This window comes from Streptomyces sp. Q2, assembly GCF_056820935.1.
This window is the reverse complement of record NZ_JBXEJE010000014.1, coordinates 117,118-141,940: the sequence shown is the minus strand read 5'-3', so window position 1 is coordinate 141,940 and position 24,823 is coordinate 117,118. Positions and strand designations below refer to the sequence as shown.

Annotated in this window: 25 protein-coding genes and 4 pseudogenes; 18 read left to right on the top strand and 11 right to left on the bottom strand. The window is 69.2% G+C overall.

The window, feature by feature from the left end; all coding sequences use genetic code 11:
- Positions 1-167 precede the first annotated feature (167 nt).
- The 6 genes and pseudogenes from ACWBNA_RS17490 to ACWBNA_RS17465 all read left to right on the top strand — a co-directional run.
- Complete coding sequence (locus tag ACWBNA_RS17490; protein ID WP_345570838.1) at positions 168-878, top strand: IclR family transcriptional regulator; 711 nt, start codon at positions 168-170, stop codon at positions 876-878.
- Positions 875-2,083 (top strand): ABC transporter ATP-binding protein, encoded by a 1,209-nt coding sequence (locus ACWBNA_RS17485; RefSeq protein ID WP_482705269.1) that lies wholly within the window; start codon positions 875-877, stop codon positions 2,081-2,083. The genes ACWBNA_RS17490 and ACWBNA_RS17485 overlap by 4 nt, the downstream gene beginning before the upstream one ends.
- Positions 2,080-2,733, top strand: coding sequence for an ABC transporter permease (locus ACWBNA_RS17480; protein ID WP_266396739.1), 654 nt, complete (start codon positions 2,080-2,082; stop codon positions 2,731-2,733). The genes ACWBNA_RS17485 and ACWBNA_RS17480 overlap by 4 nt, the downstream gene beginning before the upstream one ends.
- Positions 2,730-3,473 carry an ABC transporter permease gene (locus ACWBNA_RS17475; protein ID WP_345570832.1) on the top strand — a complete coding sequence of 248 codons (744 nt, stop codon included), beginning with the start codon at positions 2,730-2,732 and terminating at the stop codon, positions 3,471-3,473. Before ACWBNA_RS17480 ends, ACWBNA_RS17475 begins: the two co-directional genes overlap by 4 nt.
- A gap of 10 nt (positions 3,474-3,483) precedes the next feature.
- A complete protein-coding gene (locus ACWBNA_RS17470; protein ID WP_482705268.1) occupies positions 3,484-4,422 on the top strand; it encodes an ABC transporter substrate-binding protein in 939 nt (312 codons plus the stop codon).
- Positions 4,423-4,589: 167 nt separating this feature from the next.
- Positions 4,590-5,017: pseudogene (locus ACWBNA_RS17465) on the top strand (transposase); the annotation flags it as partial.
- A gap of 891 nt (positions 5,018-5,908) precedes the next feature.
- Here the strand turns inward: ACWBNA_RS17465 and ACWBNA_RS17460 are convergent.
- Both ACWBNA_RS17460 and ACWBNA_RS17455 read right to left on the bottom strand, forming a co-directional pair.
- Entirely contained in the window at positions 5,909-6,187 is a 279-nt protein-coding gene (locus ACWBNA_RS17460) for a DUF1048 domain-containing protein (RefSeq protein ID WP_482705267.1), read from the bottom strand.
- Positions 6,188-6,427: 240 nt separating this feature from the next.
- Positions 6,428-7,123: an SDR family NAD(P)-dependent oxidoreductase gene (locus tag ACWBNA_RS17455; RefSeq protein WP_482705320.1), complete on the bottom strand. Its 696-nt coding sequence runs from the start codon at positions 7,121-7,123 to the stop codon at positions 6,428-6,430.
- A gap of 103 nt (positions 7,124-7,226) precedes the next feature.
- On the opposite strand from ACWBNA_RS17455, the gene ACWBNA_RS17450 reads away from it, so the two are divergent.
- Both ACWBNA_RS17450 and ACWBNA_RS17445 read left to right on the top strand, forming a co-directional pair.
- Complete coding sequence (locus ACWBNA_RS17450) at positions 7,227-8,105, top strand: helix-turn-helix transcriptional regulator (protein ID WP_482705266.1); 879 nt, start codon at positions 7,227-7,229, stop codon at positions 8,103-8,105.
- A 335-nt stretch (positions 8,106-8,440) separates the two neighbouring features.
- Positions 8,441-9,385 (top strand): annotated as a pseudogene (locus ACWBNA_RS17445) (site-specific integrase).
- Positions 9,386-9,411: 26 nt separating this feature from the next.
- Here ACWBNA_RS17445 and ACWBNA_RS17440 read toward each other — a convergent pair.
- Genes ACWBNA_RS17440 through ACWBNA_RS17430 form a run of 3 tightly spaced genes read right to left on the bottom strand, consistent with a single transcriptional unit; the run spans position 9,412 to position 11,604 of the window.
- Positions 9,412-10,104 carry a PaaI family thioesterase gene (locus ACWBNA_RS17440; RefSeq protein WP_482705265.1) on the bottom strand — a complete coding sequence of 231 codons (693 nt, stop codon included), beginning with the start codon at positions 10,102-10,104 and terminating at the stop codon, positions 9,412-9,414.
- Between the two features lie 47 nt (positions 10,105-10,151).
- Positions 10,152-11,180, bottom strand: a complete 1,029-nt coding sequence (locus ACWBNA_RS17435; RefSeq protein ID WP_482705264.1) for a zinc-dependent alcohol dehydrogenase — start codon at positions 11,178-11,180, stop codon at positions 10,152-10,154.
- On the bottom strand, positions 11,173-11,604 hold the full coding sequence (locus tag ACWBNA_RS17430; protein ID WP_482705263.1) for a tautomerase family protein: 432 nt from the start codon (positions 11,602-11,604) through the stop codon (positions 11,173-11,175). The genes ACWBNA_RS17435 and ACWBNA_RS17430 overlap by 8 nt, the downstream gene beginning before the upstream one ends.
- A gap of 101 nt (positions 11,605-11,705) precedes the next feature.
- Between ACWBNA_RS17430 and ACWBNA_RS17425 the strand changes: the two genes are divergently transcribed.
- On the top strand, positions 11,706-12,296 hold the full coding sequence (locus tag ACWBNA_RS17425) for a TetR/AcrR family transcriptional regulator (RefSeq protein ID WP_482705262.1): 591 nt from the start codon (positions 11,706-11,708) through the stop codon (positions 12,294-12,296).
- Positions 12,297-12,373: 77 nt separating this feature from the next.
- Here ACWBNA_RS17425 and ACWBNA_RS17420 read toward each other — a convergent pair whose 3' ends face one another.
- Together ACWBNA_RS17420 and ACWBNA_RS17415 are read right to left on the bottom strand one after the other, a co-directional pair.
- Complete coding sequence (locus ACWBNA_RS17420; RefSeq protein ID WP_482705261.1) at positions 12,374-12,850, bottom strand: tautomerase family protein; 477 nt, start codon at positions 12,848-12,850, stop codon at positions 12,374-12,376.
- A 115-nt stretch (positions 12,851-12,965) separates the two neighbouring features.
- Positions 12,966-13,197: pseudogene (locus ACWBNA_RS17415) on the bottom strand (Tn3 family transposase); the annotation flags it as partial.
- 291 nt (positions 13,198-13,488) lie between these two features.
- Here ACWBNA_RS17415 and ACWBNA_RS17410 point away from each other — a divergent pair.
- On the top strand, positions 13,489-14,145 hold the full coding sequence (locus tag ACWBNA_RS17410) for a DUF1326 domain-containing protein (RefSeq protein WP_482705260.1): 657 nt from the start codon (positions 13,489-13,491) through the stop codon (positions 14,143-14,145).
- 236 nt (positions 14,146-14,381) lie between these two features.
- Positions 14,382-14,738, top strand: coding sequence for a DUF1326 domain-containing protein (locus ACWBNA_RS17405; RefSeq protein WP_482705259.1), 357 nt, complete (start codon positions 14,382-14,384; stop codon positions 14,736-14,738).
- A 1-nt stretch (position 14,739) separates the two neighbouring features.
- Here the strand turns inward: ACWBNA_RS17405 and ACWBNA_RS17400 are convergent, their stop codons facing one another.
- Positions 14,740-15,612 (bottom strand): DUF2182 domain-containing protein, encoded by an 873-nt coding sequence (locus ACWBNA_RS17400; protein WP_482705258.1) that lies wholly within the window; start codon positions 15,610-15,612, stop codon positions 14,740-14,742.
- Positions 15,613-16,232: 620 nt separating this feature from the next.
- On the opposite strand from ACWBNA_RS17400, the gene ACWBNA_RS17395 reads away from it, so the two are divergent.
- From ACWBNA_RS17395 to ACWBNA_RS17380, 4 genes are all read left to right on the top strand, one after another.
- Positions 16,233-16,412, top strand: a complete 180-nt coding sequence (locus tag ACWBNA_RS17395) for a hypothetical protein (protein WP_482705257.1) — start codon at positions 16,233-16,235, stop codon at positions 16,410-16,412.
- Positions 16,400-16,636 (top strand): hypothetical protein, encoded by a 237-nt coding sequence (locus tag ACWBNA_RS17390; RefSeq protein ID WP_482705256.1) that lies wholly within the window; start codon positions 16,400-16,402, stop codon positions 16,634-16,636. The genes ACWBNA_RS17395 and ACWBNA_RS17390 overlap by 13 nt, the downstream gene beginning before the upstream one ends.
- Positions 16,637-16,677: 41 nt before the next feature.
- The gene (locus ACWBNA_RS17385) at positions 16,678-17,514 is read left to right on the top strand and encodes a hypothetical protein (protein WP_482705254.1); all 837 of its coding nucleotides are present in this window, start codon (positions 16,678-16,680) and stop codon (positions 17,512-17,514) included.
- A gap of 107 nt (positions 17,515-17,621) precedes the next feature.
- Complete coding sequence (locus ACWBNA_RS17380; RefSeq protein WP_482705253.1) at positions 17,622-18,479, top strand: hypothetical protein; 858 nt, start codon at positions 17,622-17,624, stop codon at positions 18,477-18,479.
- Between the two features lie 76 nt (positions 18,480-18,555).
- On the opposite strand, the gene ACWBNA_RS17375 is transcribed toward ACWBNA_RS17380, so the two are convergent.
- Positions 18,556-18,960, bottom strand: coding sequence for a response regulator transcription factor (locus ACWBNA_RS17375; RefSeq protein WP_482705252.1), 405 nt, complete (start codon positions 18,958-18,960; stop codon positions 18,556-18,558).
- 63 nt (positions 18,961-19,023) lie between these two features.
- On the opposite strand from ACWBNA_RS17375, the gene ACWBNA_RS17370 reads away from it, so the two are divergent.
- The gene (locus tag ACWBNA_RS17370) at positions 19,024-19,179 is read left to right on the top strand and encodes a hypothetical protein (protein WP_482705251.1); all 156 of its coding nucleotides are present in this window, start codon (positions 19,024-19,026) and stop codon (positions 19,177-19,179) included.
- Between the two features lie 122 nt (positions 19,180-19,301).
- Here ACWBNA_RS17370 and ACWBNA_RS17365 read toward each other — a convergent pair whose 3' ends face one another.
- Positions 19,302-20,771, bottom strand: a complete 1,470-nt coding sequence (locus tag ACWBNA_RS17365) for an APC family permease (protein WP_482705250.1) — start codon at positions 20,769-20,771, stop codon at positions 19,302-19,304.
- Between the two features lie 77 nt (positions 20,772-20,848).
- Positions 20,849-21,583 carry a FadR/GntR family transcriptional regulator gene (locus tag ACWBNA_RS17360; RefSeq protein ID WP_482705249.1) on the bottom strand — a complete coding sequence of 245 codons (735 nt, stop codon included), beginning with the start codon at positions 21,581-21,583 and terminating at the stop codon, positions 20,849-20,851.
- 707 nt (positions 21,584-22,290) lie between these two features.
- Between ACWBNA_RS17360 and ACWBNA_RS17355 the strand changes: the two genes are divergently transcribed.
- Positions 22,291-23,745 (top strand): amino acid permease, encoded by a 1,455-nt coding sequence (locus tag ACWBNA_RS17355; protein ID WP_482705248.1) that lies wholly within the window; start codon positions 22,291-22,293, stop codon positions 23,743-23,745.
- A gap of 732 nt (positions 23,746-24,477) precedes the next feature.
- Positions 24,478-24,823, top strand: a pseudogene (locus ACWBNA_RS17350) (hypothetical protein); the annotation flags it as partial.

Genomic DNA, 24,823 nt, shown 5'->3' with positions numbered 1-24,823 from the left:
TTCCGAAAGTATTTCCCCTGCCGAGTGGTGACTCTTCGTGCTCAAGTCGCCACTATGCGTTTCACATATTCCGTCTGGTGGCAATCGGGATTCACTCAACAGAAACCTGACTGAATACATCCGAAAAGAACCGTCTCTAGTGTTTCCACCTATTCAGGAGGTGGGGCATGGGCGAAACGTCGATACGGACTGCGGAGCGGGCGATGGCTCTGCTCGGCGTGGTCTGCGAGCACGGGGCCATCACCCTGGCGGAGAGCGCCCGGGAGACCGGGCTGGCGGCCAGCACCGCGCTGCGCCTCTTGCGCGCGCTGGAGAACGGCGGCTTCGTACGACGCGAGGCCGACGGATCGTTCCGCCCCGGCACCCGGATCGTGCAGTTCGGGGCACGGGCCCTGAGTCACGAGTCCCTGGTGCCGTACTGCCGCGAGGCGATGGAACGGATCGTCGCGGTGACCCAGGAGTCGGTGTACCTGAGCATCCCCTCGCACGAGGACACCGCCCTGTACATCGCGATCACCGAGGGCACTCACTCGGTCCGGCACACCAGTTGGGTGGGCCGGACGATCCCCCGGCGCGCCAGCGCGGTCGGGGCGGTGTTCGCGGGGGAGACGCCGGCCCGGGGTTACGTCGTCGTGGAGGACGGCGTCGAGAACGACGTCACCGCGATCGCGGCACCACTGCTCACCGGATCCAGGGTGATCGCCGCCCTGAGCGTGGTGGTCCCCGACTACCGGCTGCGCGGCGACAAGGTCGTACGGATCGGGGTCCGGCTCGCCGGTGAGGCCCACGACCTGTCGCGTTCGCTCGGCGGGCAGCTACCGCCGCCGGCACAGCCGGCACAGCCGACATACGGCACCGTAACGGAGAGAATGTCATGATCCGATTCGACAACGTCACCAAGGCATATCCGGACGGTACGGTCGCCGTCGACCGGCTCAGTCTGGAGGCACCGACCGGGAAGATCACCGTTCTGGTGGGGCCGTCCGGCTGCGGCAAGACCACCTCCATGCGCATGGTCAACCGCCTGATCGAGCCCACCTCCGGCACCATCACACTGGGCGGACAGCCGGTCTCCGGGACCGACGCCACCGAGCTGCGACGGAAGATCGGTTACGTCATCCAGCACGCCGGCCTCTTCCCGCACAAGAACGTCGCCGACAACGTCATGGCGCTCCCCCGGCTCCTCGGGCTCGGCCGCCGCGAGGCCCGGACCCGGGCCCTGGAACTGCTGGAACGGGTCGGCCTCGGCCCGCAGTTCGCCGACCGCTACCCCTGGCAGTTGTCCGGCGGCCAGCAGCAGCGCGTCGGTGTCGCCCGCGCGCTGGCCGCCGACCCGCCCTACCTGCTGATGGACGAGCCGTTCAGCGCCGTCGACCCGGTCGTACGCGCCCAGTTGCAGGAGGAGTTCCTCCGCCTCCAGCGCGAGATCGGCAAGACGATCGTGCTGGTCACCCATGACATCGACGAGGCGCTCAAGCTCGGCGACCAGGTCGCGGTGCTCCGCGAGGGCGGGCGGCTCGCACAGGCCGCTGCCCCGGCCGAGCTGCTGGCCCGGCCCGCCGACGCCTTCGTCGCGGGCTTCGTCGGCCGTGACCGGGGCTACCGGGCGCTGGGCTTCGCCGGTACGGGAGACGGCGTGATTCCCGCCGCCGAGCCTGCCGTCGTGCTCGGCGCGACGCGCGCCGAGGCCGAGGCGGCGGCGCTGGACGGCTGGATCCTGGTCACCGCCCCCGGCGGTGAGCCGGTCGGCTGGGCCGCGCTCGACCGGCTCGACGGCGACCGGGTCACCGAGCAGGACCTCAACCTCAGCGCCACCACGGCCCGTACGGACAGCACCCTCCGCGAACTGCTGGACGCGGCACTGTCCTCTCCCAGCGGTCGCGGTGTCCTGGTCGACGCCGAAGGACACCTGGCCGGGACCGTGTCGCCGACAGCCGTGGCCCGCGCGATCGAAGAGGCCGCAGCCGCCTCGGCGACCGCCCCTGCGGGGGCCATCGCCGGGTCCGCCGTCGAGTCCGCCGCGGGGGCCACCGCGGGGTCCGTCGAGCCCGCCGCCGAGGCCCCCGCCGGGAGCCACCTGTGACCGCCGCGGAATGGCTCCGCCACAACGCCGGAGAGATCGCCGACCTCACCGCATGGCACCTCTGGCTGTCCATACTGCCGCTCCTCATCGGCCTGTTGGTCGCGCTGCCGCTGGGCCGGCTGGCCCACCGCAGCCGCCGGCTCTACCCGATGCTGGTGGCGCTGGCCGGGCTGGTCTACACGGTGCCCTCCCTCGCTCTGTTCATCCTGCTGCCGAAGTTGCTCGGCACCCGGATCCTCGACCCGGTCAACGTGGTCATCGCGCTGAGCGTCTACACAACGGCGCTCCTGGTGCGGGTCGTGGCCGACGGGCTGGCGGCCGTACCCGCCGACGTCATCCAGTCCGCCCACGCCATGGGCTACCGGTCGCACCAGCGGCTGATACGGATCGAACTGCCCATCGCCGTACCGGTCATCGCCGCCGGGCTGCGGGTCGCGGCGGTCTCCAACGTCAGCATCGTGTCGATGGCTGCGCTGCTCGGTGTGCCGCAGCTCGGCTCGCTGTTCACGCAGGGCTTCCAGCTGCACTTCTTCACCCCGATCGTCACCGGCGTCGTACTGAGCCTGGTCATCGCGCTGGTGCTGGACGGGCTGATCCTGCTCGCCGGCCACTCGCTCACCCCTTGGCAGCCCAGGAGGTCCGCCCGATGAGCACGAGCATCACCGGCTGGCTCACCGATCCCGTCAACTGGAGCGGTCCCGACGGCATCCCCGCCCAGACCCTGGCCCACCTCGAACTGTCCGGCATGGCGCTGGCCATCGCCCTCGTCATCGGCGTGCCCGTCGGCCTCCTGATCGGTCACACCGGGCGCGGCGCCTTCCTGGTCGGCGGCCTCGCCAACGCGCTGCGTGCCCTGCCGACGCTGGGTGTGCTGATGATCGCGGTGCTGCTGATCACCCCGCACATCGCCTCCGACCTGGCGTTCACCATTCCGAGCCTGATCGTGCTCGTCCTGCTCGCGGTGCCGCCGATCCTGACCAACACCTACGCGGGTGTCTTCGCGGTGGACGCCGCCGCCGTCGACGCCGCGCGCGGCATGGGCTGGCGTGGCCGGGACATCCTGCTGCGCGTTCAACTGCCGTGCGCGCTGCCGCTGATCCTGTCCGGGATCCGGGCCGCGGCGCTGCAGATCATCGCGACCGCGACCGTGGCTGCTTACGTCTCGCTCGGCGGTCTCGGCCGGTTCCTCATCGACGGCCTCGCCCAGAGCGACTACGCGCAGATGGCGGGCGGAGCGATCCTCGTCGCCGCGCTCGCCCTGGCCGTCGAACTCCTCCTGCTCGGGCTGGCCAGGCTCCTCGTCTCGCCCGGCCTCACCCGCAGGGTCTCCCGCCGCACTTCCCCTCCCGCAGTACCGGCATCCGCCACCGCCACCGCCACCGCACAGTGAAGAGAGTCCCATGAACAGCGCGTCCACAAGAAGCAAGAAGCTCCTCGGCCTCGCGGCCTTGACCGCCACCGGCGCCCTCGTCCTCACCGCGTGCGGCAGCGGCGGTGACCCGATGAGCACCAGCGCCACGGTCGGCGCCTCGTCCGCCGCCGACACCATCACCGTCGGGTCGGCGAACTTCACGGAGAGCCAACTCCTCGCCACCATCTACGCGGAGGCGCTGAAGGCCAAGGGCGTCAAGGTCAAGACCCGGCTGAACATCGGCAGCCGGGAGACGTACATCCCCGCGCTCAAGGACGGCTCGATCGATCTCCTCCCGGAGTACACGGGCGCGCTGCTCCAGTACTTCGACCCGAAGACGAAGGCCAGCAGCCCGGCCGAGGTCTCCGCCGCGCTGACCAAGGCGCTGCCCTCTGGCATCTCCGCGCTCAAGCAGTCCACGGCGGAGGACAAGGACGTGCTGGCCGTCACCCAGAAGACGGCGACCGCCCACGACCTCACCACCATCTCCGACCTCGCCCCGGTGGCCGGCACGATGGCACTGGGCGCACCGCCGGAGTGGAAGACCCGGGTCAACGGCGTGGTCGGGCTGAAGAGCGTCTACGGGTTGTCCTTCAAGAAGTTCGTCTCGCTGGACGCCGGAGGCCCGCTGACCCTGGCCGCCATCACCAACAACCAGGTTCAGGTCGGTGACCTGACCAGCACGGACCCCGCCATCGCCAAGAACAAGCTCGTCACCCTCAAGGACGACAAGAACCTCTTCCTGGCCGAGAACATCCTGCCCGTCATCAACAAGGACAAGGTCACCCCCACCGTCACCAGCACTCTCAACGCCGTGTCCGCGGCGCTGACCACCGAGGGACTCATGGAGCTGAACAGCAAGGTTGCCAAGCTCGACGACATGAGCGACGTCGCCAAGGCCTGGCTCACGTCCGTCGGTCTGAGCTGATCTCCATCGCCTTCTCAGCCTCGTCTCACGTTCTCTCGCTGATCTGGGTCTTCGAACTTGAGCGGTGTGCCCTTCGTGTGCGCTGACTGACAGTCACTGCATGGTGGTGGGTGGGCTGTGGGACTGTAAGACGTTCGGTGTAACTCCCGATCATGGAAGATGCATCGATGACCAGTGAGAACGTGACCGATCCCAAGCCTGTCGACTCGGCAGAGGCGGTGTCGGCGAAGGCCGTGGACGACCAGTTGATCGACGAGCTGGTGCACCGGGCCCAGGCCGAGGGCCTGCAGCTGACAGGCGAGGGCGGGCTGCTGCAGCAACTGACCAAGCGGCTGCTGGAGTCCGCCCTGGAGGGCGAGATCACCGACCACCTCGGCCATGACAAGCACGATGCGGCCGGCAAGAACGGCGGCAACTCCCGCACGGCAAACGCTCCAAGACCTTGCTGACCGTCGTGGGCCCGGTGGAGACAATCGTGCCCCGCGACCGCGACGGCTCCTTCGAACCGAAGATCGTCAAGAAGCGGCAGAAGCGCCAGACCGGCGTCGACGAGATGGTCATCTCACTCGCCACGAAGGGCCTGACCATCGGCGAGGGACAGGCCCGCTGGACCATGCGCTGGAAGACCGCACTGAACGCCTTCGACATCACCTTCGACGGACGCCTCTCCGCAGCCCGTCAGTAACTCCAATAACCCGAGTTACACCGCTCGTTTGACAGACCCGCACGCAGGCAATGAACGTTGGCGGCTCCTCGTGGTCACCTCCGTCCTCGATCCTGAGCGAGTAGACCTCCACATGCTCCCGAACCCCTTCGGCAAACAAGGACGTGGCCGCTACCGCGAGGAGGGCGGCGCGCTGCGCTTCTCCTATCGGCTATGACACGCGACACCAGAAGGCCGCTGACGTATCCCGCGTCTTGTGCGACCGCTCCGTGCCCGTAGATGTCCTGGCCTGCGACTACGGCCACAGAGGCTCCGTCCCGAGGCGGAGCCTCTGCGCGTTGGAAAGGAAATCCGCTGTACGAGAGTTTCTATCCCTTTGGCTGAACTGGGCGGACGCGGCTGCTGCTGTGGTAAGCGTCCAACTCATCGACCCCCAGGGGCCATTGAGGGGCCACAAGGACAGGAACAGACCGACAAGCACTGCACAGGGCTGACGCAGATCGACACGTCTGACCTGCAAGAACGGCGTGAATCGGCACGGATCGGCAAGGACCGCCAAGATCCCCAATGGACTCATAATCCGTCGGCCGTGGGTTCGAGTCCCACCCGCCCCACCTGTGCAGGTCGCTGACCTGCGGAAACGTTCCTCGTTAGGTGTCGGAGCGTCAACTATCGCTCAGCGGACTGAATCCGCTGCTCGCGACTTCGGAGCGGGATCAGGATCGTGCTTCCTCGCCGGGCAGCCGTCGCGCTGAGCTGCGGTAATGCTGATGATCGGGAACTGTGTGGAACCGGCAGTGTTGCGAACCGGTCCGGCGGCTGTCACTTCCTGGCCGCGCCGGGTTCCCCGCTCATGGATTCCTGGTAGGCATCCGCGTAGGTGGGAGAGTCCTTGATCAGGTCGTCGCAGAACGCGGCGGCATCAGGGCCGATGAGTTCCAAAACTCCCTCGCCCGCGGCGACGCCTCCTCGAAGAAGTCGACGATCCCAGGGGAGGAGGGGCCCGTCGGGCAGGCTGACCGGTCCGACCTTGAACGGGTACTTCTGCATCTCCTTGTAAACGATCCGGTAGTCCGGCGGGAGTGCCTTGACCCGGGCCACGTGCGCGGTGACAAGCGCGGCTACGTCTTCCTCGACGCAACCACCGCAGCTCTGCTCATCGGGCTGCGCAGCTGAGTCCCGGTCTCCCAAGGCCGTTGAGGCTGCCGCACACGCCATCATCCAGCCCAACAAACCAAGACGACCCTGGGGGCCATGCCCGGCGAGATGAAGGATCTCGGCACGAGTCCGCCACTCTGGAACCCTCGTCCGTGCCGGGCACGCCCCGGATTCAGGGGTGGATCACCAGGCCACCTCACCGTGACGGTCGCGGAAGGTTCCCGTCGGTCCGTCCGCCCCGATGGCGGCGAGTTCGACGATCGCGTCGGTCCCCTCGGTCACTGTCTGCGGGCCGCTGTGCCCGTTGAAGTCGGTCGCGGTGTAGCCCGGGTCGGCCGCGTTCACCTTCACGTCCGGCCAGGACTTCGCGTATTGCGTGGTCAGCATGGTCACGGCAGCCTTCGACGCCGTGTAGAGCGGCGCGAGGTTCCTCGACTCGACGCGCTCTGCGTCGTGGGTGGCCGCGAACGATCCCATACCGCTGGACACATTGACGATGACCGGGCTCGCGGACTTGCGCAGCAAAGGCAGGAACGCGTGCGTAACCCGGACGATCCCGACGACATTGACCTCGAACACCTCACTGGCGTCAGCGGCCGTGATCTGGTCGGCGGGGCTGTGCGTCCCGAAGACGCCTGCGTTGTTGATCAGGACGTCGATGCCGCCCTCGCGAGCCTCGATATCGGCGGCGGCCGCAGCCACTGACGCGTCATCCGTCACATCGATCTGGACGAAACGGGCACCGAGTGCGTCGGCGGCCGCCCGGCCGCGCTCCGGATCACGCGCACCGATGAGGACGGTGTGGCCGGCCTCGATCAAGCGGCGGGCGGTCTCATACCCGAGGGACTTGTTGGCTCCGGTGATGAATGTTGTCGTCATGCGTCCACTCTCGGCCCGTGACGAGAGGACCAACCAGTGCTCTCCGTGACGGTAGGACAGCCAGTACCAGGCACGACGACGGCCCGGCAGACACAATGGCCGAGTGGACGAGACCCTGGGCACGGCACTGCACCGCTGGCGCGACCGCCTTTCTCCCGCCGACGTCGGACTGACCTCACGGCCCGGACGACGCGCGGTGGGGCTGCGCCGCGAGGAACTGGCCGAACTCGCCGGGCTGTCGGTCGACTACGTGGTCCGCCTGGAACAGGGACGCGCCACAAGCCCATCGGCGCAGGTCGTCGCGAGCCTGACCAGGGCACTGCAACTGCAGCCCATGGAGCGCGATCACGCCTACCGGCTGGCTGGCCTCCTGCCTCCCCAGGAGGGAACGGTCTCCACGCATGTTCCGGCCGGGGTCCAACGGATGCTGGCCCGCCTCGGGGAGCTCCCCGTGGGCGTGTTCAGCGCCGACTGGACCTTGTTGTCCTGGACCCCCGCATGGTCGGTCCTGATAGGCGACCCCAGCGCACGGACACACGACGACCGCAACCTGGCACGAGCGGTCTTCGCCACAGGGCCCGGCCGGCTCGCGTCCTGGCCCGTCCTCCAGGACGACGACGCCCTGAGACTTGCCCTCGTCGCCGACCTGCGCACAGCTCTCATCGACTATCCCCGCGATCGCGGCCTGACCGACCTCGTCGAGGAACTGCGTTCGACCAGCGCGGAGTTCGCCCGTCTGTGGGACGAGGGCACGGTCGGCCCGCACGTCTCGGCCCGCAAGACCGTGCTACACCCCCAGGTGGGTGAGGTGATCTGCGACTGCGACGTGCTCACCGTCCCAGGCTGCGACATCCGACTCGTCGTCTACACGGTGGCCGCGGGTTCCGCCGATGCGGAAAAGCTGGAGTTCCTGCGGGTCACCAACGGCGTCCGCGCCGAGGGCTCCTCGCCTCCGGGGCCCGGTCTGTTCTCTACGCCGTAACGATCGGGGCGGCCGGATCTCGTCCAGCAAGCAGAGGTCAGGTCCGTCAGTGAGAACGACCGCTCACGGCTCTCACCATGGACGTGTGCCGACGCGACCGACGCGGTTGATTGGCGGTGGCCGGCCTGATACGGGAGTTGAGGACTCCATGTCAGATCGTGCTCCAAGCCTTCGTCGGCCCTGGTCGGAGACTGACGGGGCGCCGTCCCCGGGATGGGGCTGAAGTCTTCCCACGGATAACACCCCAATATCTGCGGTAGTTGATCCGTCACCTGCGGTGACGTTCTCCGGCCGCTGCACGAAGCGGCCCTGTTGTCTGCTGCAAGGGGAAAACGGTGCCCATACTCGTTCAGCTGCCGACGGGAAGGCGGGGACCGTCCGGACGGCGGCCGATCTGTTCCTGGACTCGCTCGGCAACCCGAACACCGTCCGGAACTACGGCATCGCGGTCGGGAAGACCGCCGAGCGCCTCGGAAAGGGCTGGCCGCTCGCCTCGTTGGAGGACGCGGAGATCGGCGAGGTGCTGGAGCTGCTGGTGGGGCCGCTCAGCGGTGAACACGTGGAACGCCCGCCGCGGTGCCGTGCTGTCCTGGACCAGCTGGTGCTCCGACCGCGGGTACGAGGGCCCGACGGTTCCGGACCGGGCGAAGCGGCTGGCGGTGCCGGACTCCGAGACCCCGGCCCGCTCGAAGATGACCGTCGACCGGCAGATCGCCCGGCGCGAGGTCCACCTGCGGGAGAAGACGCTGTGGCGGATGTTCCACGAGACGTCGGGCGGGCGGAGGAGATCCCCGGCGTGAACATCGAGGAGCTGGACTTCGCCAGGCGCCGCTGCCAGGTGAAGGCGAAGGGCGCCCGTACCAAGGCCCGCCAGACCCGCGAGGACTACGTACTGGAGACCGTGTACTGGGACGCCGGCACCGCCCGGCTCCTGCCCCGGCTGCTGTAGGGCCGCACCCGCGGGCCGGTGTTCGTCACCCACCGCAAGCCCGGCCCCGGCAGGGTCGTTGGCCCGCGTGACGTCTGCCCGGACACCGGGTTCGCCCGGCTGTCGTACGGGCAGGCCCAGGCGCTGCTGGAGGAGCACACCGCCGTCCAGACCTGTACGAGTACCGCCATCCTCCCTGACTCATCTCGGTGAGCAGGGAGCGTCGCTGCTGATGCTGATGGCGAAGTCCCGGCACAAGAAGCCGGAGAACGTCCGCCGGTACTTCAAGCCGTCCCCGGAGGCGATCGCCGAGCTCACGGCTTTGCTCGCCACGGGAGACAGCCGCCGCTGAACGGCTCCTGCCGGGGCGGAGTGGGCTTACCGCGGGGCGCTTCGCAGGCTGGGAAACAGAGCCCGGGCATGCTCGGGGTCCGGCGAGACGAAGACTCCGTCTGCCGCCACCAGGACGGTGGCGAGGTCTTCTTCGGTGACGATCGAACCAGTCACGTACACCTTGCGGCCCTCGGCGCCTGTGACATGGGCGAGTACGCGCAGCGGGGATTCCAGTGGAACGGGGCGGTGGTAGCGCATTTGAAGGGAGACGGTCATACCCGGCATTCCTACGGTGGCGCAGGCCCAGCCCATCAACTCGTCCAGCAGCATGGCACTGATGCCGCCGTGTCCGTAGCCGGGCGGCCCTTCGTGGGCGATGCCCAGGACGCATGTGCCTGTGGCGCCGCGGTCGAGCCGTGTCACGCGCAGAGGCGGCGCGAGGGGGCTGCCGGTCCCGGTGACGGGGCTGTACATCCGCACTCCGCCCGGAAACTCGTCGACCTCAGGGACTTCCGCATGTGCGCGGCGTCCGGTCAGTTGCGCGGTGCGCCTGTGTACGCCGTCCGCCACGCGGTGCAGGGTGCTTGGTGCGGCTGTGGTGCGGACGGTCGCGTCCACCAGGGCGCGCAGCTCGTGGCCGAGCGCGGCGATCGCTGACCGTCGCTGGTGGAGTTCCTCCTCGTCTTGTCGCTCGGGGGCGGTGCTGGTGGCGGAGTGGTGGGGCAGGGGCGATGTCATCGGGGCTTCTCGGTGCGTGGCCGCATGCCGCGGCCGGTCGGCGGGGATCAGCTCGGGGTCGGGGCCGGGGTGATGTCCCGTACGAAGACGGGTTTCAGCTGCTTCTCCGGCAGCGCGTCGGGCAGTTGTTCCCAGTCGAGGACGTGGGAGACGACGCGGTCGGGAGAGACCTTTCCGGAGGCGGCGAGGTCGAGGGCGTCGGGGATGTGGGCGCGGACGTTGTCGCGGGCGATGCGCAGGGTGACGCCGGTGAGGTACATGTCGAGCAGGGGGAGCTCGCCGGGTCGGAAGTGGTTGCCGGCGGACTCGCAGATGCCCTCGGGGGCGAGGGATCTGACGGCGAGCGCGAGCTGGTCGACGCGGCCGGTGGCCTCGACGGCGATGTCGAAGCCGTGCTGGATCGGCTCGATCGCCTCGGCGGTGCGGGCACCGTAGCTTTCGGCGAGGCGGCGGTGCTCGGCGTCGGGGTCGACGTAGAGGACGTCGCAGGCGCCGAGGGCGCGGGCGATGTCGCAGACGTACAGGCCGATGCTGCCGCGGGCGACGACCAGGACCCGGGCGCCCGGCCGTGTCTTGAGGTGGGGGGCGACCAGGCGCCAGGACAGGGACCAGTTGTCGCTGGCCGCGGCCATGGCGACCGGGTCGAGACCGGCCGTCAGCGGGACGAGCATGGCGTCGGCGTAGGGGACGCGGACCAGGTCGGAGAAGAGTCCTCCCCAGCTGCCGCCGATCGGCGCGCCGTACATGGCCATGTGTGGGACCGATGCGCAGTGGGCGGTGAGCCCGCCGCGGCAGGGGGTGCAGGTGCCGCAGCTGATGGACCAGGGCACCACGACCAGGTCGCCGGGGGCCAGGGTGGTGACCTGGTCGCCGATGTCGGTGACGCGGGCGACGCATTCGTGGCCGAGTGCGAACGGCGGGTCGATGAAGCCGTGCCCGGCCAGGATGGAGGAGTCCACGTCGCAGGAGGTGGCGGCGACGGGGGCGACGATCGCCTCCAGGCCGGACCGGATCTTGGGGTCGGGGGCCTCGCGCCATTCGACGGTGCGCCGGGCGATGTAGGTCAGTTCACGCATCGGCCCGCTGCCCCTTCGCCAGCGCGACCAGGTCGGCGAAGCGGACGACGGAGCCGCCCGCGCCCCAGTTGCCCTCAGGCTGCTCGTGCACCAGCACCCACACCCTCAGTGCCTGGTCCGGGGACAGGCCGGCGGCCGAGGCCACGGTGGCGGTGGCCTCCTCGACCAGGCCCGCCTTGCGCCGCTCCGACAGAGCCCCCTGGGGAACCGTCACCTCCACCAGGAAGCGGGGAGTGTCGTCCTCGGCCGTCTTCTGCGCGCCCTCGGGCAGCTCGGTGAGGTAGCTCCAGGCCTGGGCCCGGAAGAAGGCGGTGTCGGGCGCACCCTCCCAGCGCAGCAGTGCAGCGGCGAGATCTTGCTGGATCGTTGCGCGGCCCTGATCGGTCAGGGCGCCGGTCGGGACGGTCAACCGGATCATCGGCATGGCAGCTCCTCGGTTCTTCGACAGCCTCTCGTTATGACAGTCGCCATAACGAGAGGTCACGCTAGACTATGACGATCGTTATATCCAGAGGAGACGTGCAGGTGACCAAGAGCAGCAGCGGTACGCCGTCCCGCGAGCGGATCGTGGCCGGCGCCGCCGACATGATCAGCCGGCGCGGGCTGAGCGCCACGAGCATCCGGGAGATGGCCAAGCACGCCCGGGCGCCGCTCGGCTCGACGTACCACTACTTCCCCGAGGGCAAGCAGCAGCTGGCCACGGAAGCGGTCCGCTACACGGGGGAATGGGTCGCCCGCAGGCTGCGCAAGGAACTCGAGGCCGGCCCCGCCGCCGGTCTGCGCGCCTTCCTGGCCCTGTGGCGGGGAATCGTCGTCGACACCGACTTCCACGCCGGCTGCCCCGTCCTGGCCGTGGCCATCGAGGAACCCTCGGCCGACGAGGTACCGCCCGCCCTGGCGGCCGCGGCCGAGGTCTTCGACCAGTGGGAGGGCCTGCTCGCGGACTCCCTGCGCGCACACGGAGCCCACGCCGAGCGGGCGGCGCAGGTCGCCACGCTCATCGTCGCGGCCGTCGAGGGCTCCGTGGCCCTCTGCCGCGCCAAGCGCAGCACCGAACCCCTGGACCGCACCGCGGCGCAGCTCCAGACCCTCATCGACGCCATGATCAAGCACTGAGGGCCTCATGGAAGGCCACTTGCCACGGTGCGGGCGACGCTCCGCGCGAAGAACGGGGCGCCGCCCGCGCGCAGCCCTTACGCGCCGAGCGCGGCGCGGACGGCCTTGGCCTTCTCCTCGGTGAACACGCCGCTTTCGAGGAGGGAGAGGACGGACAGGACGCCTCCGCGTGAACCCCAGCTGCCCTCGTCGACCACGCGGAAGGTCACCCACCAGGCTGGCGACGGCTCCGGCATGCCGCAGGCGTCGGCCATCGCGGCCAGGACGCGTTCGATGACCTCGGCGCGAACTTCCTGGCGCCAGTCGCCGTCCATGACCGTCACGTCGATCACCATCGCGTCGGCGCCCGGGCCCGCGTCGGCCAGAAGGCGGCCGCCGATGGCCATCATGTCGGGCTCGCGCTCGGTGAAGTGCACCTGGAACCCGACCCGCGCGGCCGGGGCGAACTGCCCGACCTCGGGCACGAGCACGGCGTCCGTCAGCGTCTCGGCCAGCCTGCGGCGCCGCTCCGGGCTCAGGCGGCCCTTCGAACTGTTCACGGTGATGACGGTCACGACTCCCCCTATGACGACTGTTATAAGTCGATCCTACGCTGCGATATAGCGACTGTCATAGCCTGTGTGACCGGAGCAGCCCCCCGCAGCTGCGGAGGGCAGGAAAAGCAGGAGCTCATTCGCTCTCGGAGGCGTGCTTAATCCCGCAGCGGCCGCAGGCCGCCGGGCAGGTCCGGGAGCTGGAAGGAGTACCGGCCCAGCATGTTGAGGTGGTAGCGGACGAACGGGGACAGGCGTGCGACGTCCTCGTCGCGGACGTTGAAGCCGTCGGCGCGGAGCTGGGTGACGGCCGCGTCCATGTACCTGGTGTTGAACAGCACCAACGCGTTCAGCACCAGGCCGAGCGCGCTTCATGTGGCGACCGTCTTGGACGCGCGGCCGTAGGCCGCTCGATCGACGGTGGGCCGGCGCCGAGGCGGATGCCTGCGGCGCCGGCCCGGCTGCGACTGCTGCAGCCGGCCACGCAGCTCACCAGGGTGCCCCCTCGCACGTGAGCTCCGCGGTGGCCGGGTTCCCCCTACCAGGACGTGAGGTGCAAGCTGGAAGGGAGGCCGCCTCGCCATCCCGGGAGCGAGCTCGGGACAGGCGGTCTCGCCACTCCGAGTGAGCTCCCTTGAGCTCGGCAGGAGGCAAGCGAGATGACAGAGCAGGTCACCACCGGTACGCGTTGGCGCCTGGCCGGTGATTGGTTCGATGTGTGCAAGTGCGCCATACCGTGCCCCTGCACGTTTGCACAGCCCCCGACCTACGGCGACTGCGAAGGCGTGCTGGTCTGGCATATCCGGGAAGGCAGCTTCGGCGACGTGCGGCTCGACGATCTCAACGTCCTGATGCTCGGCTCCTTCGTCGGCAACGTCTGGGCCGGCGCGCACACTGAGGCGTACGCCGCGGTCTTCCTCGACGAGCACGCCGACGAGCAGCAGCGCGGTGCACTCGGGGCCATCTTCGGTGGTGAGGCGGGCGGATGGCCCGCGCAGTTCGGGGAGATGTTCCACCCCGAGATGCGCGGCATGGACAGCGCCCCCATCCACGTGGAGATCGACGAGGACCTCGCCACCTGGCGAGCCGAGATTCCCGGCCGGGTCACGGCCACCGCTGAGGCACTCACCGGGCCGACGACCCCGGACGGCGCACGCGTTCAGGTTCATAATGCCCCGGGCGCCGAGGTCGGGCCGGGCCAGATCGCCACCTGGGGACGGGCCACCGTCGACCGGGCCGAGGCATTCGGCTTCTCCTGGGAACGCTCGGGGAAGTCGAGCAAATACTTCCCCTTCGACTGGAGCGGTCCTGACTGAAGAGCCGGGCGGCCCGGCTGGAGCCTTACCCGGCCGGGGAGCACCACCGGGCCTCACTGCGGCCGTTTGATCACCGGCCCGAATCCGTGAACACGGGACCCATTACCTGGTCCCGGCGCACTCCGGCCGACGAGGCGGGTTCCCCGTTCAAAATCATCGGCCTCGGGGCGAGGCGGCCCCGGTCACGCGAGCGGTCGCGTCCATCGGCGGGCAGTCGCAGCCACCCATCATCCGCAGTGGCAGACGGGAGTCTGGACGACCTGGACCTGTCCGACGTGGACTTCGCGTTCTGCAACTACTTCCCCTCCAATCTGCCCTCCGGTAACTGGAAGGCCGGGCTGGTCGCGGCTACCGCGGCCAGTGGTGAGCAGGCCGACGCCCTGGAGCGCATCCTGTCCGGCAGGGAAGGCGGGGCCATCGGCCAGCTGTCGCAGTTCTCCGGCGTCCGGGAACGCCACGGCCGCGACCTGGATGCGGGTGCTGTTCAATTATCTGGTGCCGTTCTGCGTGTCCAGCGCAGGCTTCTTCAGCTGCCAGCTGCCAGCTGCCAGCGGGCCGCGTGGCGGACAGCACGGTCGTCGGGGACCGGGTGAGTCACATGCCGTCCATCGACGGCATGGACCCCTGCAGCCCCGGAAGCAGCCAGTCCTGAAACGGCGCGAGCACGGCCAGCACGAGGAACGCGACGCCGACGACCCGGGCGAGCAGCGGGCCACGGGACGACAGTTTCTCCACGAAGATCACCACGGCCAGTCCGGCCATCGCCGCCACGTTCATCACGCCGAGCGGAATCAGGACGACCATCAGTCCCGCGCAGCAGCCGACACAGTAGGCGCCGTGATGGACGCCCACGCGAAGGTCGCGGGCAGGCTGGCGGAACCCGGCGTAGCGCACCAGGTGGCTCATGGGGTCGCGGCAGTGCCGCAGACAGACCTTCTTGAGAGGGCCAAGCTGATACAGGCCCGCGAGCAGGAAGGCCACCGCGCCGATCCAGCGTCCGGCGGTGGGATGGTCGCCCACCAGGCCACCGCTGAGAGCGAGGGCCGCATAGGCGAGCAGTCCGAAGGCGGTCCACACCAGCAGGTACCCGCCCACGAACTCGACGGTGCGCACGGTCCGCGTCCAGCCGGTGGATTGCCGGCCGATCCCCCGCACCCACGTGATGGCCACCGGCGCCATGGACGGCAGCATCATGGCCGCCATCATCGTCACCCACAACAGCAGGAACAGCGGCAGGGCCATCCCCATGGTGCCGGGTTCGACCCCCATGTCCCGGGCCTGCCCGATCGTCAGCGCCCAAGCGGGCACCGCAATCAGGACGACCAGAAACCAGGCGACCGCGAGATCCCGCGCCGGCAGCAAGCCTCCGCCCGCTCCGGTCGGCGCGGGCGACTGGGAGGATGCGAAGGCGGAAGTCCGGATGTGACGCATCGGCCTCCATTCCTGCGGATGGTTCCAGGACAGCACGCCTCCATCTGCGGCGCGACCTCGCACCGCCCCGGCCGACTGAGCATGGGTCGCTCCCTCGGCAGGGGCAGTGCACACGGCGGTGCCAACGGTGGAGGCCGATCGAACCTGCCTCGACGCCGAGGACAAGGGCAAAGCGCCTGAGGCGACCCAGGTCACCAAGTCTGCTCTCCGTGCGAGCGGAGGTGAGCCGCCCTGCGCCCGATTGACCGAGGCGGAATCTCTGGGCGTGGGAAGGGGAATCCGCCGCAGGCGGGTTCGAATCCCGTTCTTGAGCTGGCGCGACCGTCCTCCATGTCTTCGGCGCGATTCTGTCGGGCCTCATTGAGGCCGAGTTGAGGCCGCAAGGACAGGCCCCGACGCGGCAGTCGAGTACCGGGCGGGCATGCCGGCGCCCGGCCGCGTCCAGAGGTGCGTCGACCGTGCGGTCGGCGGGGTCGGCCCGGAGCTCGCATCCTGTGTCTCGCCCGTGGACCTCGTCGCCGAGAGTAGGCAGCGTGTTTCCGCGCCGAAACGACGACGGAGGAGATCGCGGCGGCCGGGCGGCGATGGCACATACGTACATGGACTACGTACTCCTACCGACGTCTCCCTGACCCGTATGCCGTTTTCTTGCATTCATGACGACACCGAGCGTGAAAGCGCAGATGCCGAAGAGTGTCAGGCCGGCGCTGGTTGGGGTACGGGTCCAGGCCGTGCTGAACCTGGTGGCGGGCGGCCTGTTGTCGGCCGTGGTGGACGACGCGGCTGACCACGGTCGAGACAAGGGGCCGGGCTGCTCCGGTGCGTGGCAGTGCTGACGTTGCTGATCGCCGGGGCGCTTCCGCTGTGTGGCGTTTTCGCGGGCAAGCGGTCGAACGGCATACGTGTCACGGTCATCGGCATCGAGGCGCTGAGCCTGCTGAGCGGTGTGCAGGGCCTGCTCCAGGGGGGCGGCGTCTCGGTTCTCCCGCGCAATACCTTCGCCCTCGCCGTGCTGCGGGGCTTCAGCTCCGCGGAAGCCAGGAACTGGCTCGCCCGGTGAGGTACCTACCGAGGCGCGTACCCAGGCCGAAAGACCCCGTCGTGCCGGTCGTCGCGGCCCTCGCCGTGGCCGTCCTGTTCACCGGGGGTTGTTCGAGCGCCCAGGGCACCTCCCTTTCCGGGGATCCGTCCGGGAGCTCGACAGGGGTGTCCCAGTCGCCGAGCCCTTCGCCGACGCCCTCTCTCACTCCGCCGTATCCGACCGGGGCGTCCGGCTGCCACGACAACAAGGGGTGGACGGCCGAGGAATCCAGGGACTGGGTCCGGCTCGTCGTCGACACGCCCAAGGAGAACTACGAGGACGACCAGGTGAAGGTTGTCAGCCTGCCGGGGTACAACGGCCCGCTCTGCCGGAAGATCACCGTGCAGGTCGAGTTCTGGAAACTGGTGTACGGAGTCGCGAACGGCGCCGACGGCGATCGGCTCTCGGACGGGACTCGACCCGACTACTACTTCGACATCCGCCGGGTGAAGCGCGTCGAACTCCATACGGACGCGAGCGTCGAGCAGAAGATCGCCCTGCCCGCGTCCCTCTACGCGACGGACCGCAGCCCCTGCGAGGGCGCCCTCCTCTCGATCACCGTGGGCAAGCCGCTGACGAGCAAGGAACTGCCCAAGGAGGTCGAGGTCGAGGTCGGCGGCGGAGAGGACCTCTGGGGTCGCGGCACTGTGGACTTCCGGTCGAAGCGGGTCGCCGACCACGAACTGTCCGAGCCCACGGCACCGCAGGTGTGCAGCCCGGACGGCAAGCCCACCGCCGACCCGGCCGATGTACCCGCACCGGGCTCCCAGCCGACGGACCTTTACCCGACGGACCTCTACCCGACGCCCGACCACAGCTTCGACATCGACGACGTCCTCCGCTCTCCCACGCCATGAGCCCCTTCGCCGGGTCCGGGCGTGCACCGACCTCTTCACCACATCAACGAGCCCTGCCGTAAGGCAAGTTCGGCAGGGCCACCCGACCTCACCTTGGGGGAAATCACATGCGTATCCGCACTGCGGCCACCGTCCTTTCCGGCGCCGTCGTACTCTCGGCGCTCGTTCTTCCGGGCGCCGCCCAGGCAGCGGAGCACCCTGGGGCGGCGACGGGTCTCAGAGCCTTCGCCTCGCAGAGCGTCCAGCCGAAGGACGCGCTGGGCGGCACCACATTCAAGAACGGAGTCGTCAACAAGGGCAAAGACATCGTTCTCGGTGTAACGGGCAAGAAGGCCGTTCCCGTCACGTTCACCGCCTTCGACGAGGAAGGCGTAGCCATCACCCAGGCCTTCCTGTGGCAGGGCACCGACAGTTCGAGCACGGACACCATCACCGGCGGCCTGGAGTCGGACGACTACCCCACCTGCACGGAGACGCCGGTCCAGAACGGCTACAGCTACAGCTGCAAGACGATCTTCACCATCGACCCCGCGGTCGCCTTCAAGGACGGCAACGGCACCGCGGGGACCTGGAAACTCTTCCTGGGCGCCTACGACCTCTACGCGAACGCCAGTTACGACGACGACGTCGCCACGACCAAGATCAAGCGTGCCGCCAAGCTGACCGCCAACGCCTCCCCGGAGCCGGTGAAGAAGGGCAGAACCATTACGGTCACCGGCAAGCTGAGTCGCGCCAACTGGACCACGGGCAAGTACGCCGGATACGCGAACCAGCCGGTGAAGTTGCAGTTCCGCAAGAAGGGCAGCAGCACCTACAGCACCCTCAAGACGGTCAAGACCAGCAGCACCGGCACCTTGAGCACCACCACCAAGGCCGGCTCCGACGGCTACTACCGCTTCGTGTTCGCCGGCACCACCACGACCGGCTCCGCGACGGCGCCCGGCGACTTCGTCGACGTCAGGTAGGCAGCTTCCCGGCCGAGACCGCGGTGGCCGGTTCGCAGAGGCTCACTGATCACCGCCGAGGGCACCTGGGCCACGCTCAGTCCTGCTCCGCGCGGGCGTCCCCGAAAGGGCTCCCGGTGCGGCGGCGGGCCATCAGCGCGGTCAGGGCGGTACGCGAGGGGACCCGGGTCTTGCGGAAAGCGCGGGAGACATGGGTCTCGACGGTACGTCGGCTGACGTAGAGCCGGTCCGCGATGGCCTGGCTGGTGGGCCCGTGCGCCACCAGTTCGGCTATCTCCAGTTCCCGGGCGGTCAGGGTGGCCAGCCGCTGGGTGAGTTCGGCGCGGTCCGGGGAACCGTACGGAGCCTCGGAGCCGCCACCGGGCGGACGGGTGGCGTCGGCGAGGCCGACCAGCATTCCGCTGCCGCCCGCCTCGGCGAGCCGGCGCCCTCTGAGCCAGGCGCGCGTGCCGCCCCGGCCATGGCCCACCGCCGCTTCCACGCGCTCCTTCTCATCGCCGCCGATGACCGCAGCGATCGAAACACCATGTGCCAGGCGAGTCTCGTGCTTGGCGTCGACTCGGTCGCCTGGGACGAGGCGTTGCACTCGGGCCTGCTCACCACGCGCTCGGACGGGCGGATCTGCCTGCGCCACCAGCTGATGGGTGCGGTGGTCTACGAGGAGGCACCGGCCGCGGACCGGCAGGCGGTTCATCGATGATGTGCCGGGCTCCGGTGGCGCCACGACTGGCTCCACCCAGCCGCGCGATCAGAGAAGCAGCAGGGCTGCCGCGCCGATCAGTCCGTCCTCGTCGAGTCTGCGATCTTGCCGGTCGCGAGGGCTCAGTCCGCGTCGGCCACGATGGAGCCGACGCGTTCGGCCAAGGTCGGGTCGCGTCGGACCAGGAGGGCCGCGTAGCCGACGGCGGCGAGCAGGGCGGCGACCGCCACGTAGGGGAACCAGTTGTAAGGCGCGGGCTGGCCCGGCTTGGCGAGGTAGTAGAGCGGGACCAGGATGGCCACCGTGCCGAGCGCGGGCAGTACCAGATGCCGGACCACCCGGAACTCCTGCGGCCGGTACCTGCGGTAGTACAGCGGCAGGGCGATGTTGGACGCGAGGTAGACCAGCAGGATCAGGATGGCGCCGAGGGTCGATGACTCGGTGAAGAAGACCACCGGGTTCATCGAGTCGCCGGAGGACCCCAGCAGGTGGCCCAGGGCCCAACCGCCGATGATCAGCAGCGCGGTGGCGGTGAAGGTGATGATCGCCTTGTTCGGTGTGCGGCGGATGGGGTGCACATAACCGAAGAAGGAGGGGAGTAGCCCCTCGCGTCCGGCGTTGAACACCAGGCGGGCCTGGGAGTTGATGCCCGCGATCAGCACGCCGAGGGTGGAGGTCAGACCGCCGAGGTAGGCGAGGAACGCCAGCACGCCGAGGGTGTGGTGGGCCACCTCGATGAACGGGATCCGGGAGGCGCCGAGTCTGGTCACGTCGTAGCCGAAGCCGGTCACCGTGGCGTAGGCGAAGAGGATGTAACTCACCGTCATGATCGCGATGGAGGAGAACACCGCGCGGCCGACGTTGTGCCGCGGATTCTCCGTCTCCTCGGCGAGGGCCGCCGAGTTCTCCCAGCCGATGAACAGGTACACCGCCAGCGGGAAGCCGGCCGCCAGCCCCTTGAAGCCGTCGCTGATGTGGCTGGGCATGAACGGGTCGAAGGACAGCTCGCCGCGGTGTTCCACCAGCGCGGCGACCGAGACCACGACCAGCACCAGCATCTCCGCGCCGAAGAAGTAGCCGGCCCACTTGGTGGAGACCACCACCCCGCGCAGCATCAGCGTCACGGCCAGCCCGGTGAGCAGCAGCGTCCAGATGATCCACGGCAGGTCCACGCCGGTGTAGTGGTGCAGGGTGATCTGCACGAACCCGCCGGAGATCGAGATGACGCCGGCCATCGCGATGATGTAGCCCAGCGTCGCCAGCAGCGCCGTGGTCACCGCGCTGACCGGCCCGAAGGTCTTGCCGACGAAGGTGATGAAGCTGCCCGCCGAGGGGTGTGCCCGGGAGAACTCCGCCAGCGTGTTGCCGAGGAGCGCCACCGCGATGCCCGCGGCCAGGATGGTCAGCGGTGACGCCACGCCCGCGGTGGTGGCCAGGAAGGCGAAACCGAAGAAGAAGCTCATGGCCGGGCCGACGTTGGCCATCGTGGCGGCGGCGATGTCCGCCATGCCGAGGACGCCGCCGCGCAGCCGCTGCGGCGTGCCGCCGACGGGACCCGGCGGGGACAGCGGGCCGGCTCCGGGGTTGGGCATGGCGGCAACTCCTCGTGCGGGGTGGCGGCGTGATGAATGCGCGGGTTCTCGATGGCCGGGCCGGCACGGACCGGGCGTCAGCGGTGCCGGGAACGGTGGTGTGCCTTCACCGCCTGCACGGCCGGATCGGTCGCGCCCTGCCCGAGTTCGGCGAGCAGTTCGGCGTGGCAGCGGTTCTGCGCCCGTACGACCGCGGGTTCCGGTGCGGGCAGCAGCAGGCACAGCCGGCCGAGCAGATCGGCGGCGAACTCGAGGATTCCGGCGCCGCCGAGCGCCACCGCGAGGTCCAGGTGGAATCGGGTCTCCAACTCGGCCAGGCGTGCCGGGTCGTCGGTCTGTTCCATCTCCTCGACCAGCGCCCGAAGCCCGTCCAGCCGTTCGGCCGGGACCTCTCCCGAACTGTGCGCCACGAGGCCGCATTCGAGCAGGAGCTGGAAGGCGTCCAGCGAAGCCGCCTCCTCGGGGTCGTGGGTCAGGGCTACGACGGTGTCCCAGTCCTGCGCGACGAAGGTTCCGCCCGCCCGTCCGCGCCGGCGGTCGAGCAGGCCGTCCTGGCACATGCCCTCCAGCGCGCGGCGCACGGTGATCTCGCCGATTCCCAGCTCCTCGGCGAGAACCCCGGCGTCCGGCAGCCGGTCTCCAGGCTGCACGGATCGCAGGCGTACCCGCAGTGCGATCCGTGACCGGACGAGATCGGATCCGCTCTGACCGCCGCCGGGCAGGGCGCGGGCGTGTCCCACACCGGTGACCGACGTCGTCCGGGCCGGGCCTGGCTGGTTGTAAGGCCCGAACTTGCCCGCTGCATTCGCCACGACGCCACCCTAACGGCCTGCTGATCGCGGTCGCGGCCCACGACGGCCGTCGTGCGGTGCGCCGGGTCGGCGCCGAGGGCGAGCTCGCGTTCGGTGAGGGGGAAGGGCCGCCGGTGGTTCCCGCGACGACGCCACTGTGTGATGCATGGGGACTCCCGAGAAGGTTCCGAATCAGCCCGGAACAGCCGGGGCACGGCATGGCGCGGCACGGTACGGGCGTCGCGACGGGAGGAGCGGGTCGCGATGCAGAAAAATTAGAGCAAGGTGAACAGTTAAACAAGAGCCTGCCGCGACTGGTCCGGAATCAGGGGGAGGGGGCAGGCGTGGCGGTCGGCTCGTCATAGCCCCGACCAGGGGATTTACGCCCCGGCGGGCGCGTCGCCGGGGTCCGCCGACGGGGTGCGAGGGGGCGGGAGCGAGGTATGCGTGCCCCGGGGAGACGGCGTGCTGACGCCATGGGGTGGACGACTGGACCCCTTGTTTTATTCGATCGTCCTGAACTATTTTCCTGAACGTCTCCGGTTCGACCGGTCCAGCAGACACCGGACCCGGAGGCCACGGTCCACCATGCCCTCCCACCGACCGTGATCGCCACCCGCACCGTTACCCGGCACCCCCGCGCACCCCGCCCGGCGGCATCCACGCGGCCACCCCGCCCGATCCCGCCGGAACCTTCCCTCGTCCCCACCTGCTTCCTGGATGTCGAGATGACAACACAAGCCCCTCGTCCCACACCTGATCCGGTGACCACCACCGAGAGCGCCTCAGAAGGATCCGGCCTGCAAGCCGGGCTGAAGAACCGTCACCTGTCGATGATCGCGATCGGTGGTGTCATCGGTGCCGGCCTGTTCGTCGGCTCCGGATCCGGCATCGCCGCCGCCGGTCCCGGCATCCTGATCTCCTACCTGCTCGTCGGCACCCTCGTCGTCCTCGTCATGCGGATGCTCGGCGAGATGGCCGCGGCCAACCCCAGCTCCGGCTCGTTCTCCGCCTACGCGGACCGTGCGCTGGGCCGCTGGGCCGGCTTCACCATCGGCTGGCTGTACTGGTTCTTCTGGGTCGTGGTGCTCGCCGTCGAGGCGACCGCCGGCGCCAAGATCCTGGCCGGGTGGATCCCCGCGGTCCCGCAGTGGGGCTGGGCTCTGCTCGTCATGGTCGTCCTCACCGCCACCAACCTCGTCTCCGTCAGCTCCTACGGCGAGTTCGAGTTCTGGTTCGCCGGCATCAAGGTCGTCGCCATCGGCGCGTTCATCGTGATCGGCGGACTCGCGATCTTCGGCCTGCTGCCCGGCTCGGATCACCCGGCATCCGGCTTCTCCAACCTGACCGAACACGGTGGGTTTCTGCCCAACGGGCCGGGGGCGATCCTCACCGGCATCCTGATGGTGGTCTTCTCCTTCATGGGCAGCGAGATCGTCACCCTGGCCGCCGGCGAGACCGAGAACCCGCAGGCTGCGGTCACCAAGGCCACCAACAGCGTGATCTGGCGGATCGCGGTGTTCTATCTGGGCTCGATCCTGATCGTGGTGTCGCTGCTGCGCTGGGACGACCCGGCGATCCTGAAGGACGGCTCGTACGTCGCCGCGCTGAACTCCATCGGCATCCCGCACGCCGGCGAGATCATGAACGCCATCGTGCTCACCTCCGTGCTGTCCTGTCTCAACTCCGGCCTCTACACCGCGTCCCGGATGGCGTTCTCGCTCGGCCGTCGCAGCGACGCCCCGGCCGCCTTCGCCCGCACCACCGGACGCGGAGTCCCGCAGGCGGCCATCCTGGCCTCGGTGGTCTTCGGCTTCGTCGCCGTCGCCTTCAACTACCTCTGGCCGGACACGGTCTTCCAGTTCCTGCTGAACTCCTCCGGTGCGATAGCCCTCTTCGTCTGGCTGGTGATCTGCTTCTCCCAGCTGCGGATGCGCAAGATCATCCAGCGGGAGTCGCCGGACAAGCTGGTCGTCAGGATGTGGCTATACCCGTACCTGACCTGGGCCACCATCGCGATGATCACGTTCGTCCTGGTCTACATGCTGACCGACACCGCCGACGGCGGCGGCCGCGACCAGGTCGTCCTGTCCACCCTGGTGGCCGGGGCCGTGGTGGCCTTCGCGCTGGTCCGCGAGCGGCTGGCACGCAACGCACGGCAGGACAAGGTCATCCCTTCGTAACAGCCCGGGCGGCCCGTTGTGCGGCCGCCCCGACCCGCCGGTGACGCGGCCCTCCCGCCGCGTCACCGGCTTCACGGCTGCACCCGTCATGCCGGGCCGGTATGTCCCGCGGGGGCGGACCAGTACTCCAGTCGTGCCGCGGTCGGGATGGTCGCCGCGTGGCTCGGGATGTGCGTGTGGTGGCACGTCGTCTCCGATTCCGCAGGCCAGCGAGCATCCGGTGCTACACCGTGCCACTGTGGGCTGGTGTTGCCGAAACTCGGCGACATCGAGTTCGCTCTGGAAACGGCCCGGAATCGTCACGTGGACACCTGCGCGTAGCTCCCTCGGAGGACAGAGCACTCGCCGCAGGGCCTGCGCGGGTGGAGCCTCTGCGTGGTGGAAGGAGAATCCGCTGTGCCATGTTTCGACCGTGTCCGCTGAGCAGGAGCGACGTCCGGGATTCCGTAATTGGGTAGTCCCTCAGGGTGCGGCAGGGACCACGAAGGGACCGCAAGGACAGGAACCAACCGACACGGACCGCGCGAGGCCGACACAGGTGCACACGCCTGACCTGCAAGAACGCCATGAATCGGCACGGATCGGCAAGGACCGCCAAGATCTTCAAAGGTCTCATGATCCGTCGGCCGTGGGTTCGAGTCCCACCCGCCCCACCTGTGCAGGCTTCTGACCTGCGGAAACGTTCCTCGTAAGCTGTTGGAGCGTCAACTACCGCTCGACGGACTGAATCCGTTGCTCGCGACTTCGGAGCGGGGCGGGACTCTTACTCCGTCGCCGAGCACCCCCGAAGACATCCGCCCCCTCGCCGCCCGGATCGAGAGCGAGATCCTCTACCGGCTGCTGCGCAGCTCCCTCGGTCCCGTCCTGCGCCAGTGGTCGCCGACAGACTCGGCCACGACCCGGGTACGCGAGGTGGCCCGATGGATCCGCGCGCACTACGCCGAGCCGATCAGCATCGACGCGATCGCCGCCGCGGCACACATGAGCCCCGCCAGCCTGCACCGCCACTTCAAAGCGGCGGAGCACCAGGGGGGCCGGAGATGGCCGTCGCCTCACCGGGTAGCAAGTGAATCGGCGG

Coding starts and splice junctions, on each gene's coding strand:
- ACWBNA_RS17490 (WP_345570838.1), top strand. CDS start 168: ATGGGCGAAACGTCGATACGGACTGCGGAGCGGGCGATGGCTCTGCTC.
- ACWBNA_RS17485 (WP_482705269.1), top strand. CDS start 875: ATGATCCGATTCGACAACGTCACCAAGGCATATCCGGACGGTACGGTC.
- ACWBNA_RS17475 (WP_345570832.1), top strand. CDS start 2,730: ATGAGCACGAGCATCACCGGCTGGCTCACCGATCCCGTCAACTGGAGC.
- ACWBNA_RS17470 (WP_482705268.1), top strand. CDS start 3,484: ATGAACAGCGCGTCCACAAGAAGCAAGAAGCTCCTCGGCCTCGCGGCC.
- ACWBNA_RS17455 (WP_482705320.1), bottom strand. CDS start 7,123: ATGACGACAACATTCATCACCGGAGCCAACAAGTCCCTCGGGTATGAG.
- ACWBNA_RS17440 (WP_482705265.1), bottom strand. CDS start 10,104: ATGACATCGCCCCTGCCCCACCACTCCGCCACCAGCACCGCCCCCGAG.
- ACWBNA_RS17435 (WP_482705264.1), bottom strand. CDS start 11,180: ATGCGTGAACTGACCTACATCGCCCGGCGCACCGTCGAATGGCGCGAG.
- ACWBNA_RS17430 (WP_482705263.1), bottom strand. CDS start 11,604: ATGCCGATGATCCGGTTGACCGTCCCGACCGGCGCCCTGACCGATCAG.
- ACWBNA_RS17410 (WP_482705260.1), top strand. CDS start 13,489: ATGACAGAGCAGGTCACCACCGGTACGCGTTGGCGCCTGGCCGGTGAT.
- ACWBNA_RS17395 (WP_482705257.1), top strand. CDS start 16,233: ATGACGACACCGAGCGTGAAAGCGCAGATGCCGAAGAGTGTCAGGCCG.
- ACWBNA_RS17380 (WP_482705253.1), top strand. CDS start 17,622: ATGCGTATCCGCACTGCGGCCACCGTCCTTTCCGGCGCCGTCGTACTC.
- ACWBNA_RS17365 (WP_482705250.1), bottom strand. CDS start 20,771: ATGCCCAACCCCGGAGCCGGCCCGCTGTCCCCGCCGGGTCCCGTCGGC.
- ACWBNA_RS17355 (WP_482705248.1), top strand. CDS start 22,291: ATGACAACACAAGCCCCTCGTCCCACACCTGATCCGGTGACCACCACC.